The organism is Aromatoleum aromaticum EbN1, assembly GCF_000025965.1.
Classification (GTDB): Bacteria; Pseudomonadota; Gammaproteobacteria; order Burkholderiales; family Rhodocyclaceae; genus Aromatoleum; species Aromatoleum aromaticum.
In genome coordinates this window covers 3,884,497-3,898,409 of record NC_006513.1, presented here as the reverse complement: position 1 = coordinate 3,898,409, position 13,913 = coordinate 3,884,497, and the positions used below count along the sequence as shown (strand labels likewise).

The 13,913-nt window shown below is 65.7% G+C and carries 14 protein-coding genes; 5 read left to right on the top strand and 9 right to left on the bottom strand.

Annotation, left to right across the window (positions count from 1 at the left end; all coding sequences use genetic code 11):
* Positions 1-4: 4 nt before the first annotated feature.
* Both EBN1_RS18635 and EBN1_RS18630 read right to left on the bottom strand, forming a co-directional pair.
* Entirely contained in the window at positions 5-1,327 is a 1,323-nt protein-coding gene (locus tag EBN1_RS18635; protein ID WP_011239536.1) for a TIGR02678 family protein, read from the bottom strand.
* Positions 1,327-2,844: a TIGR02677 family protein gene (locus tag EBN1_RS18630; RefSeq protein WP_011239535.1), complete on the bottom strand. Its 1,518-nt coding sequence runs from the start codon at positions 2,842-2,844 to the stop codon at positions 1,327-1,329. Before EBN1_RS18630 ends, EBN1_RS18635 begins: the two co-directional genes overlap by 1 nt.
* 136 nt (positions 2,845-2,980) lie before the next feature.
* On the opposite strand from EBN1_RS18630, the gene EBN1_RS23045 reads away from it, so the two are divergent.
* On the top strand, positions 2,981-3,745 hold the full coding sequence (locus tag EBN1_RS23045; RefSeq protein WP_241762879.1) for a type II toxin-antitoxin system HigB family toxin: 765 nt from the start codon (positions 2,981-2,983) through the stop codon (positions 3,743-3,745).
* Between the two features lie 184 nt (positions 3,746-3,929).
* Here EBN1_RS23045 and EBN1_RS18620 read toward each other — a convergent pair whose 3' ends face one another.
* Together EBN1_RS18620 and EBN1_RS18615 are read right to left on the bottom strand one after the other, a co-directional pair.
* A complete protein-coding gene (locus EBN1_RS18620; RefSeq protein ID WP_011239532.1) occupies positions 3,930-4,502 on the bottom strand; it encodes a YIP1 family protein in 573 nt (190 codons plus the stop codon).
* A 177-nt stretch (positions 4,503-4,679) separates the two neighbouring features.
* Positions 4,680-5,150 (bottom strand): hypothetical protein, encoded by a 471-nt coding sequence (locus EBN1_RS18615; protein WP_068881138.1) that lies wholly within the window; start codon positions 5,148-5,150, stop codon positions 4,680-4,682.
* Between EBN1_RS18615 and EBN1_RS18610 the strand changes: the two genes are divergently transcribed.
* From EBN1_RS18610 to EBN1_RS18600, 3 genes are all read left to right on the top strand, one after another.
* The gene (locus EBN1_RS18610) at positions 5,059-6,012 is read left to right on the top strand and encodes a glycosyltransferase family 9 protein (protein ID WP_241762768.1); all 954 of its coding nucleotides are present in this window, start codon (positions 5,059-5,061) and stop codon (positions 6,010-6,012) included. The genes EBN1_RS18615 and EBN1_RS18610 overlap by 92 nt on opposite strands.
* Positions 6,013-6,072: 60 nt before the next feature.
* Entirely contained in the window at positions 6,073-6,975 is a 903-nt protein-coding gene (locus EBN1_RS18605) for a fructosamine kinase family protein (protein WP_011239529.1), read from the top strand.
* A gap of 103 nt (positions 6,976-7,078) precedes the next feature.
* The gene (locus tag EBN1_RS18600; RefSeq protein WP_011239528.1) at positions 7,079-7,714 is read left to right on the top strand and encodes a LysE family translocator; all 636 of its coding nucleotides are present in this window, start codon (positions 7,079-7,081) and stop codon (positions 7,712-7,714) included.
* Positions 7,715-7,845: 131 nt separating this feature from the next.
* Here EBN1_RS18600 and EBN1_RS18595 read toward each other — a convergent pair whose 3' ends face one another.
* The 4 genes from EBN1_RS18595 to mfd form a co-directional block, all read right to left on the bottom strand.
* Positions 7,846-8,199, bottom strand: coding sequence for a DUF3147 family protein (locus EBN1_RS18595; protein WP_011239527.1), 354 nt, complete (start codon positions 8,197-8,199; stop codon positions 7,846-7,848).
* Between the two features lie 60 nt (positions 8,200-8,259).
* A complete protein-coding gene (locus tag EBN1_RS18590; RefSeq protein WP_011239526.1) occupies positions 8,260-8,712 on the bottom strand; it encodes a pyrimidine dimer DNA glycosylase/endonuclease V in 453 nt (150 codons plus the stop codon).
* Positions 8,713-8,752: 40 nt separating this feature from the next.
* Positions 8,753-8,878, bottom strand: a complete 126-nt coding sequence (locus EBN1_RS18585; RefSeq protein WP_277813116.1) for a hypothetical protein — start codon at positions 8,876-8,878, stop codon at positions 8,753-8,755.
* A 184-nt stretch (positions 8,879-9,062) separates the two neighbouring features.
* Positions 9,063-12,536: a transcription-repair coupling factor gene (gene mfd, locus EBN1_RS18580; protein ID WP_011239525.1), complete on the bottom strand. Its 3,474-nt coding sequence runs from the start codon at positions 12,534-12,536 to the stop codon at positions 9,063-9,065.
* 55 nt (positions 12,537-12,591) lie between these two features.
* On the opposite strand from mfd, the gene EBN1_RS18575 reads away from it, so the two are divergent.
* Positions 12,592-12,801, top strand: coding sequence for a hypothetical protein (locus tag EBN1_RS18575; RefSeq protein ID WP_041646591.1), 210 nt, complete (start codon positions 12,592-12,594; stop codon positions 12,799-12,801).
* On the opposite strand, the gene amrS is transcribed toward EBN1_RS18575, so the two are convergent.
* The gene (gene amrS / locus EBN1_RS18570) at positions 12,786-13,859 is read right to left on the bottom strand and encodes an AmmeMemoRadiSam system radical SAM enzyme (protein ID WP_011239524.1); all 1,074 of its coding nucleotides are present in this window, start codon (positions 13,857-13,859) and stop codon (positions 12,786-12,788) included. The two genes, EBN1_RS18575 and amrS, sit on opposite strands and share 16 nt — an antisense overlap.
* Positions 13,860-13,913: the final 54 nt, after the last annotated feature.

The following is a 13,913-nucleotide window of genomic DNA, read 5'->3' as shown; positions in this document are numbered from 1 at the left end:
GGGCTCAAAATAGGGTGCCGGTGGCAACGGGCGCCGCGGGCCTGAGCTCGGCCTCGCCGACGGCGAAACGCGCCAGCGCCGGCAAGGGTCGCACGCCGGTGCCATCGTGTTCGAGCAGTTGAAGTCGCTGCAAGCGGTCGAGCGCGGTCGCCGCCAGCTCGTGCTCCGAGCCTGCTTCACGTGCCGACTTACGCCAGAATTTGCCGAAGCGCCCGCGTGCGCTGGCGATGAATGCGGCGACTTCGTCGGTGTTTGTGCGGCTGTTCGCGCGTGCAGTGAGCAGTGCCCCCGGCTCGGAAAGATCGCCCGAGCCGCCCCCCACGGGGGCCAAGTCGATCTTGGGACGGCCCGGCGATCGACTTGTGAGGAACTCGGTCACGAGCAGGGTGACATGCGCTTCGGTGCCTTCGGCCGGCATCGCCACGTCGGTCAGCTCGCCGTCCTCGTCGGCCAGCGCCAGACCCTCGGCGCGCTGTTCGGCGACCAGCCCGGTGGCGTCGCACAGCCGGGTGGCCATCGTGCCGCGCTGGTTCATGAAGTAGGCGCGCTGATCGGCGTCGAGGCGGTCGAGGTAGATCACCGGATCGTCGAGCAGGCGGCGCGCCAAGTGATGGCGCAGCGTCGTGCGCCGGCCCTCGTCGCTGTCCGGCACGGGCTCCGCCACCAGCGCGGTGAGCCGCGCCTCGAGCGTGACCGGGGCTTCGTCCGCAGGCCACGTCGACGGGCCCCGCGATGCTGCGAGCACTCCGGCGAGGATCCGCCGCTGCACGTCGTAGAGCGCATCATGGAGGCTGTCCGGGCCTTCGTTGCCGCCGTGTATGAAGCCTGCCTCATCACCGGCCACGCGCTGCAGGACACCGAGTTCGAGCAGCGTGCGGCACACCGCGACCAGCTCGCGCCGCTCGTGCTGCGCCTGGAGCGTGAAGCTGAAACCGAGGGCCGCCAGCGCCGGGTCCGCGGCGAGGGCGAGCAGCCGGTCGCCGAGCACGCGCAGCGTGATCTGCGGGTCGGCGCGCTCGAGCACCGCGCAGGCCAGGCACAGCAACACGTAGCGGCGGCGCTCGTAGCCGGGCAGCCCGCGCGTCGCGTCGTTCACATCGGCCGGACGCTTGTACAGGCGCGCCGCATCGCGCTCGATATGCAGCGGCCAGCCGGTCTCGCGGATGAACCATTCGCGCAACGCATCGGCGTGGCGGCGCACCGCGGCGAACTCCGTGTGTGCCGGCGTCATCAGCGGGGTCATCAACAGGGCGCGCAGCGCGGCGGTTAACTCCTCGCGTTGATGGAGGGCCTGCTGCTGGCCGATCGCGGTGCTGTCGGTTGTCATCAGGGTGCTTGCGTGTCGGTGATCGTGATGAGGTGGTCGCGGCCGGCAAAGATACCGGCGTCAGTGACGACTTCGGCCCGCGTGTGCGTTTCCAGCGGCTCGAGGCGAATGCGCAGCAGGCCGTCGCCGGTCTGACGTTCAACCACGTCTTCGGGGGACGATTGTGCGGTCAGCGCCTCGCCGAGCAGTGACAGGAACAACGCGAAGGCGTGTGGATCGAGGTGGCCGATCTCCGACAGGCGCGTCGTCCGGCCGGTGGCCAGGCGCGCCCGCGCGGCTTCGACCTGCAGATGTTCTTCACGCAACTGGCGCGCGAGCAGGGCGCGCTCCTCGTTGCGCTCTCGCACCTTCGGCAGCGGCCCCCGCGGGGCGGCTTCGCCGTACTCGCGCAGGCGCGGATGGATGCGCAGGGGCGGTGCCTCGGCCCACGGCGTGGTGGCCGGCAGCTCATGGCCGGCGCCTGGGTTCAGCGAGAAATGGCGGGCCGGATTGAGGGCGAAGGCGGCTCGCCCCAGGCGGTGCGCGTCGTCGTCGCTTGCGCAGGTCGCGAACCAGCCGGCGAGCACGCGGAAGTCGGCCGAGCGATCGCTGCGCCCGCTGCGCCGCTCATTGAGCGCCGCGACCGCGGCCAGCAGCTGCGGAATCGCCGCCCGTGCCTTCGAGCGCAGCACCTCGGCCTGCGGCGGTTCATGATGGGTGCTGACGAACCAGCCGCGCAGGCCTCCCCAGCGTTCACGCCAAGCCTGCTGGCGCTGCGCGAGCGCGTCGGCCTGCGCTTGGTCATCGCCCGGCGCGGCGTCGCGTGCTTCGCGCTGCGCGGCCGCCCACAGCAGTGGATCGATGCGCGGATGCAGCGAGGCGATGTGCTGCGCGATCGCGCCGGAGCGTCCGACGAGGTCGCCGATGAAGCGTTCGAGGTAGTCGATCAGCCGTTGCTTGTAGGCCAGCACCGCCGTGGCATCGGCCTGCTGCAGCTCGATGCTGCGCGCCATACCGGCCATGAAGGCCTGGGCGTTGTCGGCGAGGCTTTCGAACACGCGCACCAGATCGCGCAGGGTTTCGTGCACCTTCGCCGCGTCCGGCGTGGGTGCGTCGGCCAGCGCGAGCAGGGTCTTGAGCCGGTTGGCGATGTCTTCGAGCGCGACCGTCTGCAGTTCCGCCCGCCGGCCGAGCGCCGCGGCGAAGGCGGCGAGCGCCGTCTCGACCGCCTCGCCGCCATGCGAAAGCCGGTAGAGGAAGCGAGCGCGGTAGAAGTCGCTGATGCTGGCGACGCGTGCGGTGTCGGGTTGCGCCTCGAGGTTGCCCCACTCGGCCAGTTGGGCGAGCGCGGCCTGGACCTCCTCGAGTTTCGGCACGCCATCGGTCCACCGGGCTTCGGCCAGCACCTCGTCGGGACGCATGTGGAGTCTGAACTGGCGCTTTGCCGCGGCGAAGCTCGCCATGATGCTGCGGTAGATGCCGGCCTTGTCCGCGCTGACGTGTCGGAACAGGTCGGCCGATGTGTCCGTAAATGGCATGGGTTGGATTCTGGGGGTTTTCTTCGTCCGATGTTGGCAACAATGCGAGCGGTTGTCGAGTATATGCGTTTGCGCTACCGGACTAAAGCCTGGAAGCTACTTGCGATAGTCCCAAGTTGGGACTGAAGTGCTGCTGATGCGAGTGATAGCCGTCTCCACCCTTCGAGACTTCTGGAGACTTCATCCGGACGCCGAGCAGCCTTTGAAGGCTTGGTTTGAGGAAGCGGCCAAAGCGTCGTGGACCCAACCATCAGACATCAGGGCGCAGTACCGCAGCGCCAGCATCCTCAAGAACCGGCGCGTCGTTTTCAACATCAAAGGCAACGACTACCGGTTGATCGTGGCCATGGCCTGCAGGCTGCAGGTCGTCTACGTGAAATTCGTCGGCACCCACAAGGAATACGATGAAGTGGACGCAGAAACCGTTGAAATGGTCTGGGTGACCATGGAGGACCACATGAATATCCGCCCTATTCACACCGAAATCGATTACAAGGCGACGCTGAAGGAAATTTCGGCCTTGATGGAGTTCGACCCCGATCCGGGCACCCCGGAGGGAGACCGTCTGGATATTCTGACCACCTTGGTGAAAGCCTATGAAGCCAAGCATTTCCCCATCGGGGCGCCGGATCCGGTCGAAGCGATCAAATTCCGGATGGAGCAAAGCGGCCTGTCGGTGAAGGATCTGGAGCCGTTCATCGGCAGGAGCAACCGTGTCTACGAAATCCTGAACCGCAAGCGCCCCTTGACACTTGGCATGATCCGTAGATTGCACCAAGGCCTCGGCATCCCGGCCGAGGTTCTGATTGCGGAGACTGTTTGGGAAACGGGGGTAACTGCTCCAAAGGCACGATTGCCTGACGGTATCATTGGCGGTATCAAGAGATCCTATAATCGGTAACTTATGGATTTTGAAGGGTTTATGGGTCCTGGCTGACGATCGAGTTGGAATGAGTTGCTCCGGGTTCGAGAGGAGCTCCCGCGCCTGAGAGGGGAAACTCCTCGCCCGTGTTTTCCCGCGTGCCGCCGGATTTGCGGTCGGCCCTGACGCGACGGCTCGATCGGCACCGTCCCGGCGGTTTCCCCTACGACAGCAGCAGCGGCGCGGCCGCGACCAGCACCAGCGCGCCCCACGCGAGCACGCCGAGGCTGATGACCTGGACCGCGACGTCGCTTGCATTCACTTCCTCCTCGACCCCGAGCAGCCGTTCGACACCGTGGTGGATCAGGACACCTGACGCGAGAAGCGCGGCGAACGCGATCAGCACGACAACCCAGATTTGACCGGCGAGCAGCGCGAGCGATGAAAGCCACAGCGGCACCGGTGCGATCCCCGCGACCGCGTACGCCCCGGCCAGATCCCCGCTTGCCCCCTTGGCGACGCACCCCCTGCGGATCACTCCGGCCATCAGCGGAACGCTGATCTGCTCGGCGATGAAAAACAGCAGCGCGCCCAGTATCCAGGCGCTGAACGGCGCACCCGGAAAAACCTGAGCGCCCACTCCTGACGCCGCCTGTAAAATCATCACCGGCGGAAGGATCGACAACGGCAACACGAGCATCAGGAACAGCTTCCTCTGGCTCGGGTGCCTGCGCTGCACGTCGTCCCAGCCGCCGTGTGTCGAAAAGAGCATCATCGGATACTGCATCAGGTTCATGGTTCTCCACTCCTTATGTTGTTCGGATCATCGAGCGCGCGGCTCTCCCAGTGATGCGTATTCCAGCAAGTGCAATTGGAATACTACTCGGCGCTTGCGGAATCGCAAGGAGCGCGCGCCGGGCGCCCGCGGAAGCGAATTTTTCCACCGTTGCGAAACATGCGGCCCGGCGTTTGTTCAAGTGGCGCATAAGTCTGCAGCATCGTTCTCCGGCCCGGACCGACTCCGGGCGGCGATCGAGCCCGAAACGGTGCGGACTCCGCCATCGTGACGCCAGCAGAAGAAAAATCGACAATACATTGAAAGAGGGATGAAGCCATGGCGAATTTCGGTGAGGTTCGCAAGATCGCCGTGCTTCGTGCCAACGGCATCGGCGACTACATCTTCTGTCTTCCGGCCCTCGAGGCGCTTCGCGCGACCTTTCCCGACGCCGAAATCGTACTGCTGGGAAAAGCCTGGCACCGGGCCTATCTGAGCGGGCGCCCAGGGGCAATTGACCGAGTTGTCGAGTTGCCCGCCGCCCGGGGAGTCGGCGCTCCGGAAGACGCCCGGGAAGATGCGGCGGAACTCGGTTTGTTCTTCCACGCGATGCGCGCAGAACGCTTCGATCTGGCGTTCCAGTTGCACGGCGGGGGGGCGATGGTCCAACCCTTTCGTCAAGCGACTGGGGGCGCGACACACTTTTGGTTTGTGCGCCGCCGACGCCGAGCCGCTCGAATTTTCAGTCCCGTATATCTATTACCAGCCCGAGGTTTTCCGCTATCTCGAGGTCGTGGCGTTGGCCGGCGGGCGTGCGGCCGGCAGGGAGCCGCGGATGAGCGTCACGGAGGAGGATCTGACTGCTGCCTGCGCCGTCCTGCCCCCGGGCAAGACTATTGCCGTGCTTCATCTCGGAGCTTCCGACCCGCGACGTCGCTGGCCAGCCGCCAGCTTCGCCGCGGTCGGCGATGCGTTGGGGGACGCCGGTGCGGTGGTCGTCGTGAATGCCACGGGTGACGAGCGGCCGCAACTGGGCGAGTTGGCCGAAAAAATGCGTCACCCTTTCATCGACCTGGGCCCCGACTCAACGCTCTCCCTCCTCACCGGGGTTCTCGCCCAAGCGGCCCTTATTGTTGCGAACGATTCCGGTCCCCTGCATCTCGCCCGTGCGGTCGGGACGGCATCTGTCGGCATCTATTGGTGCGGCAATCTCATAAACGGCGGCCCCACCAGCCGCACCCGACACCGCCCCTTGCTCTCCTGGCGCCTCGCATGCCCGGAGTGCGGCGCCAACACGATCGAGCAGCGCTGCGAACATACGGCGTCCTTCGTCGCGGACATCCCTCCCGAAGACGCGATCGGGCAGGCGCTCGATCTGCTTGCCGCTGCAAGGCGGCCGGCCGCGGCCGGTCTGCCTCGCCCCTCCATGCAACAACCGCAACAATCGCTCCATCCTGCGATGGCTATCTTGCCTGTTCCATCCGTACGAGCGGATTATTATGCTGGTCGGTCCAGTTTCACTGTTGCATAGGGGATTCATTGTGCTTGCCGATTTCAGAGAGCCTTGCGTCCACAAACCGGGAGTCCTGCGGTGGAAGCCCCTCAAAACCTGAGCGTCGAACTTGAGTGTGCCCTCACTGCTGCCGCCGGCATCAGCTTTTCCCGCGCCGAAGTATGGACAACGAGCAGCGGCTCCATCAGTCGTGCGCTCGAAATCCGTGCCGGCGAACAACGTTATTTTCTCAAGCTGAACGATGCTGCCGCGCTGCCGATGTTCGAGGCGGAAGTCGACGGTCTGGCCGCGCTGGCCGCCTGCAACGCTTTCCGGGTCCCGCGCGTCCTGGCAAGTGGCGCGACCGCCGACGAAGCCTTCCTGCTCCTGGAATGGCTGCAGCTGCGCCCGCTCGCGAGCGCAGAAGACGGGCAGCGCTTCGCCGAAGCACTGGCGAAGCTGCACCACGATACCGGCGAGCGCTTTGGCTGGGCACGCGACAACTTCATCGGCGCCAATCCCCAGACCAATGTGCAACACGACGGATGGGCGCGATTCTTCGTGCGCTGCCGCCTGACCCCGCAACTGCAGCTGGCGCGCTCCAGGGGCCATGGCGGCGCCTTGGGGCGCGAAGCCGACCAGCTGCTCGAGCGCGTGCCCGCGTTGTTCCTCGATTACCGCCCGCGGCCGAGCCTGCTTCATGGCGACCTGTGGAGCGGCAATGCCGCAATCGATGCCGACGGCACGCCGGTGATCTTCGATCCTGCGGTATATCGCGGCGACCGTGAGGCGGATCTCGCGATGAGCGAGCTTTTCGGCGGGTTTCCGACGGCCTTTTACGCTGCCTACCGCACTGCGTGGCCGCTGGATGAAGGCTACGAGCAAAGAAAGGCCCTCTACAACCTGTATCACGTCCTGAACCACCTCAACCTCTTTGGCCGCTCCTACCTTGGCCAAGCCGAACGCATGATCCGCGCACTGGTCTTCGAACTGCGCCGCTGACGCTGCCGCCGCACGGTTCGTTTTGGCGCTCGCCGACGCTCGCACGGTTGCGGCTTGCAGGAACGGCTCCTGCGGTATCCTCCGCGCAGCACGGAGAAAATTCATGAATGAAATCCTCTCACTTGCCGGCATCGTCGGCGTCCTGATCGTTGGAACCGTAAGTCCCGGGCCGAGCTTCGTCATGGTCGCGCGGACGGCGGTTTCTTCCGGCCGGGGCAACGGGCTGGCCGCTGCGGTCGGCATGGGCATCGGCGGCGTCCTTTTCACGGTCGCCGCCCTCGTCGGGCTGCAGGCTTTGCTGCTCTCCGTGCCCGCTCTGTATCTTGTCTTCAAGCTTGCCGGGGGAATCTACCTGGCGTACCTCGGCGTCAGGATCTGGCGCGCGTCGCGACAGGCGCTACCAGTGCAGGCCGTGGCACCGGGGGAAAGCAGTGACACCGTGACCCGATCGCTCGTTTTCGGCCTCGGTACCCAGCTCAGCAACCCGAAAGCGGCCATCGTGTACGCAAGCATCTTTGCGGCCTTCCTGCCGAACGGCGCGGGGCTCGCCGTAGGCAGCGTGATCGCAGGACTGGTGTTCATCATCGAGACTGCCTGGTACGCCCTGGTTGCGGTGACCCTTTCGGCCGAAAAGCCTCGCCGCACGTACCTGCGCTTCAAGTCGTCGATCGATCGGGTGGCGGGAGCGGTAATGGTGGCGCTGGGCCTGAAGCTTGCGTCCTCGGCACCTTCTCTGTGAGGCTTCCGCACCGTCGTCCCGTTTGCGAGCAGCGGCCAGTTTTTTCTGCCCTCGTTTCCTCGATTTCCTTCCGGGCGGAATAATTCAGTCACTGGGAAGAGGGCCGGCCGCAACGAAAGGCCGAAACCCGTTCACGGCAGCAATTGAATGCCGAACGGACGGAGCACCACCGCGAACAAACCGAAGCACACCACCGTGATGCCGATACTCGCCAACATGCTCAGCCAGAACCCGAGGCGGGGCAACAGCAATGGGAACGCGAGGAACATCGGCAACGTGGGCAGCACGTACCAGAACGTGTACCAGGCGTGGTTGGAGATCTTGGCCTGAGGCTGCTTCTCGACGTAGAGCCAGATGAGCGCAAGGAACGTGACCAAGGGAAGGGCGGCGATGAACCCTCCGAGCTTGTCACTGCGCTTCGCCGCCTCCGAAACGATGACCACGACGGTCGCGGTGAGCAGGTACTTGGTGATGAGCCAGGCCATGGTGATCTCCTGAACGGGCACAACGACGGAGGCGAGCGGCAGGCGAGCAGCGCAGCTCGCTCAAGCGTTCGTCCCCGCGGAGTCGGACTGCCGCTCCCAGGGTTCGATCTGCCCCTGGCGAACGACAAAGATAGGGTGACATTCCGGCTTATCGCAACTGCGCCAGTGTTCGTGGAGTGCGGGACTGCGGCTGGACAGCTTCTGCAGCAGGTGCCGCCACTCGTACGAGATCTGCCCATCCGTGACGGGCAGCTGCGGGCACGTTTGCACGCTGTCGATCTTCCCGCTATCGAACGAGTAGCCGCGAGCGACAGCCTCCCCATACACCCCGACGAGATACGTGTTGATCGCAGAGACGGGAGCCACATGGCTGCGGAAGCGATCGAGCTGTGGATGATTGCGGTAGCCCTTCGTCTCGCCCCGCAGCACGGCACGAGCGAGAAGCGCTTCCCGCCACAGCGCGACGAGGCCTTGCGGGTCGAGATACCTTGGATGCAATGACCAGAGTCGCATTCTTGCTTTCAGATTCCGTCAAGCCGGCATCTATTCTGACTCAGCGCGACACCGCGAAGGGCGTGTTGTGATATTCGCCGTCGGGAGCGAAGAGCGCACAGAACTTCGCTTCGTCACGCTGCTCCCACGCGGTCTTGTAGCCCTGCATGAATGGGTCGATGTCCATCCGTCCGTCCCTACTCGTCGATGACAGCCGAAAATCTCAGGAAAGCTCGGTGGCGTCAAGTCGGCAGCTGATCGGTGTCCGCTCGGTGGTGCTCACGCGGGGAGCCGCGCCCCGCGGGGCGTCAGTCCGCTCGATCAGGCAGAAGGGCAGGCGAATAACCGCGAATACCGGGCAGGTTCTGCGATCAGGCCTTCACCGCCTCCAGCAATTCCTTCACCCCCTGCACGCGCTGCTTCAAATTCGGCAGGCTCGCCTTGCGGATCAGGCGATCCGGGCCGGACATCTTGGTGTTGCGGTCTTTCTGGATCAGGAAGATGACTTTTGCCGGGTCGATCGGCGCGTCGGAGCCGAACTGGACGCTGATCTGCGCCTCAGACGCGTCGAGCTTCGCGACGCCGAACGGCTTGACGAGCAGGCGCAGGCGGTGGGTCTCGATCAGCGCCTGGGTCTGCGGCGGCAGCTCGCCGAAGCGGTCGATGAGTTCTTCCTGAAGATTGCGCAGGTCGTCGTCGGATTCGCAGTTCGCGAGGCGCTTGTATAGCGTCAGGCGTTCCTGCACGTCAGGGCAGTAGTCGTTCGGCAGCAGTGCCGGCGTGTGGAGGTTGATCTCGGAGACGACGTCGAGCGGCTGCGTCAGGTCCGGCTCCTTGCCGGCCTGCAGGTCGCGCACGGCGCGCTTTAGCATCTCGGTGTACAGGCTGAAGCCGACCTGCTGGATTTCGCCGGACTGGTTTTCGCCGAGCACTTCGCCCGCGCCGCGGATCTCGAGATCGTGCATCGCGAGATAGAAGCCGGAGCCGAGGTCTTCCATCATCGTGATCGCTTCGAGGCGCTTCTGCGCGAGCGCGCTCGGCTTCGCGTGGGCGTCGGTCAGCAGATAGGCGTAGGCCTGGTGGTGGCTCCGACCGACGCGCCCGCGCAGCTGGTGCAGCTGGGCGAGGCCGAAGCGGTCGGCGCGGTTGATGATGATCGTGTTGGCGGTCGGGATGTCGATGCCGGTTTCGATGATCGTCGTGCATAGCAGCAGGTTCGCGCGCTGCTGCGTGAAGGTGCGCATCACGCGTTCGAGCTCGCGCTCCGGCAGCTGGCCGTGGCCGATGACGATGCGCGCTTCGGGCAGCAGTTCGGCGAGTTCGTCGCGCACGTTGTCGATCGTGTCGACCTCGTTGTGCAGGAAATACACTTGCCCGCCGCGCTTGAATTCGCGCAGCACCGCTTCACGGATGATGCCCTTGCTGTGACGGTGGACGAACGTCTTGATCGCGAGCCGCCTCGAAGGCGCGGTGGCGATCACCGAGAACTCGCGCAGGCCTTCGAGCGCGAGGCCGAGCGTGCGGGGGATCGGCGTCGCGGTGAGCGTCAGGATGTCGATCTCGCTGCGCAATGTTTTCAGCATTTCTTTCTGGCGCACGCCGAAACGGTGTTCCTCGTCGATGATGACCAGCCCGAGGCGCTTGAACTTGACGTCCTTCTGCAGCAGGCGGTGCGTGCCGATGATGATGTCGACCTTGCCTTCGGCGAGCTGTTTCAGGGAGTCGGTCTGCTCCTTCGCGCTCTTGAAGCGCGATAGCTCGGCGATACGGATCGCAAAGTCGGCGAAGCGGTCGGAGAAAGTCTGGTAGTGCTGTTCGGCGAGCAGCGTCGTCGGCGTCAGCACGACGACCTGCTTGCCGTCGGCGACGGCGACGAACGCGGCGCGCAGAGCGACTTCGGTCTTGCCGAAGCCGACGTCGCCGCATACCAGCCGGTCCATCGGCTGGCCGGATTTCATGTCCGTGACGACGGCGTCGATCGCCGCCTGCTGGTCGGGCGTGGTCTCGAAACCAAAGCCTTCGGCGAAGGCGTCGAGGTCATGCTGCTTGAAGTCGAAGCGGTGGCCGGGGCGGGCGGCGCGCTGCGCGTACAGCGCGAGGAGCTCGGCGGCGGTGTCGCGCACCTGCAGCGCCGCTTTCTTTTTCGCCTTTTCCCACTGGCCGGAGCCGAGGCGGTGCAGGTCGACGGCATCCGGGTCGGCGCCGGCGTAGCGGGTGATGACGTGCAGCTGCGACACCGGCACGTAGAGCTTGTCGCCGTTGGCGTATTCGAGATGCAGGAACTCGCTCATTTGCGAACCTCGGCCTTCGCCCAGATCCATGTGGATCAGGCCGAGGTAGCGGCCGATGCCGTGCGACACGTGCACGACCGGGTCGCCCGGCTTGAGTTCGGACAGGTCGCGCAGCCAGCCTTCCATCGTCGCGGCCTTGCGCGCGTCGTGTCGCACGCGGGTGCGGGCGGTGGTCGCATAAAGCTCGGACTCGGTAACGATCGCGATCTGCGCGCCCGGCAGCAGGAAGCCGTTCGCGAGCGGCCCGACGCCGAGCGCGAGCGGCTCGCCGGATACGAGGAAGCCGGCGAAGTCCGCGCTGGGGGCCGGTTTGAGCCCGTATTCGCCGAAGAACTCGGAGATCGTCTCGCGCCGCCCGGGGGCGTCTGCGAGCACGAGGACGCGTCCGCCGCTGCGCGCCCAGTCGCCCGCGAGGAGCTCCTTCAGGCGATGCAGCGGGTCGGTCGCCTTGCGTTCGACTGAAACGTCGGGCAGGGGAGTGGCGGGCGGCGGCGCCTCGCCCGCGGCTTCGCCGGCTGAAACCTGGATCCGCGGGCGGTCCTTCAGGGCGGCGAAGAAGCTTTCCTGGCCGAGGAACAACGCTTCGGGCGGCAGCACCGGGCGGCTGCGGTCGCCTTTGAGGAAATCGTGGCGCGAGCGGGTGTCCCGCCAGAATTCGTCGATCGCTGCCGGCACGTCGCGGTGCAGTACGACTGCGGTGTCGGGCGGCAGGTAGTCGAACAGCGTCGCCGTCTGGTCGAAGAACAGGGGCAGGTAGTACTCGATGCCGGCCGGCGCGATGCCGTTCGACACGTCCTTGTACAGCGACACTCGCGACGGATCGCCTTCGAACGTTTCGCGAAAGCGGCTGCGAAAGCGCGTGCGCCCGGCGTCGTCCATCGGGAACTCGCGTGCCGGCAGCATGCGGATCTCGGGCACCGGGTAGACGGTGCGCTGCGTGTCCGGGTCGAAAGTCTTGATGCTCTCGACTTCGTCGTCGAAGAGATCGATGCGAAACGGCAGCGCCGCGCCCATCGGGAACAGGTCGATCAGGCCACCGCGCACCGAGAACTCGCCGGGGCTCACGACCTGCGTCACGTGTGTGTACCCGGCGATCGCCATCTGGTTGCGCAGGCCGTCGACGTCGAGCTTTGCGCCCTGCTTCAGGAAGAAGGTATAGGCGGCGAGAAAGGCCGGGGGGGCCATGCGGTACAGCGCGGTCGAAGCGGGCACGAGCACGACGTCGGCCTCGCCGCGGCTCACCGCGTAGAGCGTCGACAGGCGTTCCGAGATCAGGTCCTGGTGTGGCGAAAAGCTGTCGTAGGGCAACGTTTCCCAGTCGGGCAGCAGGTGCGTGCGCAGCGCGGGCGCGAACCACGCGATCTCGTCCTGCAGGCGCTGGGCGTCGAGCGGGTTCGCGGTCACCAGCAGCAGGCACGGGCCGCGCGTCGCGAGTTGGGCGATCGCCAGCGCGTCGGAAGAACCGGCGAGCGCGGGAAAATCGAGCCGCATGCCGGGTTTCGGAAGGGAAAGCGCCGTGAGCTGGGGCAGCAGGGGGTCGAGCGGTCGGGACATCGGAACGGGCGCGGCGAGACCGCGGAAAGGAGGGGTGGGGACGGAATTATAGGGGATGGGACGGCGCGGGCCTGTCCGGCTGGCCGGATCGCTCGACCCCGTCGGCAACGGGCGGCAACTTCGCGCGCAGCCACTGCGCCGCGAGCAGCGCGAAGAGGTCGAGCGCGCCCGGTTCGGTAAAATCTTCGCCGGCCCGTCGACGAGTTTCCAGTCGCGCGCCACGGTGCAGGTATCGCGGCAACATCGGTATCAGGCCACGCGGTGAATCGGGACCGGAATCCGGCGCGCGCCGAACGGTTGCTCGAAACGCGCGAAGCGGCCGGCCAGGGGCGTTCCGCACGCCAGGCATGCGCCGCTGTCGTCGAGCGCATAGCCGAGAATCTCGTACCAGTCGCGCTCGATGACTGCCTTTCCGCATCCGGTGCAGCGCGTCGTGCCGCCCTCGACGTCATGCACGTTGCCGGTATAGACGTGCCGCAGGCCCTGTGCGCGCGCAATGCGGCGCGCGCGTGTCAGCGTCGCCGGCGGGGTCGGCGGCGTGTCGGTGAGCTTGAAATCCGGGTGGAAGGCGGTGAAATGCAGCGGCACTTCAGTTCCGAGTTCCTTCGCCACCCAGCTCGAGAGCGCCTGCAACTCGGCGTCCGAGTCGTTCTCGCCGGGGATCAGCAGCGTCGTGATCTCGACCCACACGTCGGTTTCATGGACGAGCCATTTCAACGTGTCGAGCACCGGCTGCAGGTGCGCGCCGCACAGCTTGACGTAGAACTCGTCGGTGAAACCCTTGAGATCGACGTTGGCCGCATCCATGTGCGAGAAAAGGTCGCCACGCGCGACTTCGGTGACGTAACCGGCCGTGACGGCGACGCTCTTGAGGCCGAGCGCGTGCGCCGCATCGGCGACGTCCACCGCGTATTCGGTGAAGATCACCGGGTCGTTGTACGTGAAGGCGATGCTGCGGCAACTCCACTCGGCCGCAGTCCGCGCGATCTCGTCGGGAGAAGCCTGGTCCATCAGTCGGTCCATGTCGCGCGACTTCGAGATGTCCCAGTTCTGGCAGAACTTGCACGCGAGGTTGCAGCCGGCGGTGCCGAACGAAAACACGCTGGTGCCGGGATAGAAGTGATTGAGCGGCTTCTTCTCGATCGGGTCGATGCAGAAACCGGAGCTGCGACCGTAGGTGGTCAATACGATCGCGTCGGACTCGCGCATGCGCACGAAGCACGCGCCGCGCTGGCCTTCATGGAGCTTGCAATAGCGTGGGCATACGTCGCACTGGATGCGGTCGTCGTCGATCTTGTGCCAATGGCGTCCTGGATGGTTCATCGGTGTCCTCACCGCCGCGACCGACCGGGGCGGCCAGCCGCGACATCAAGAGGT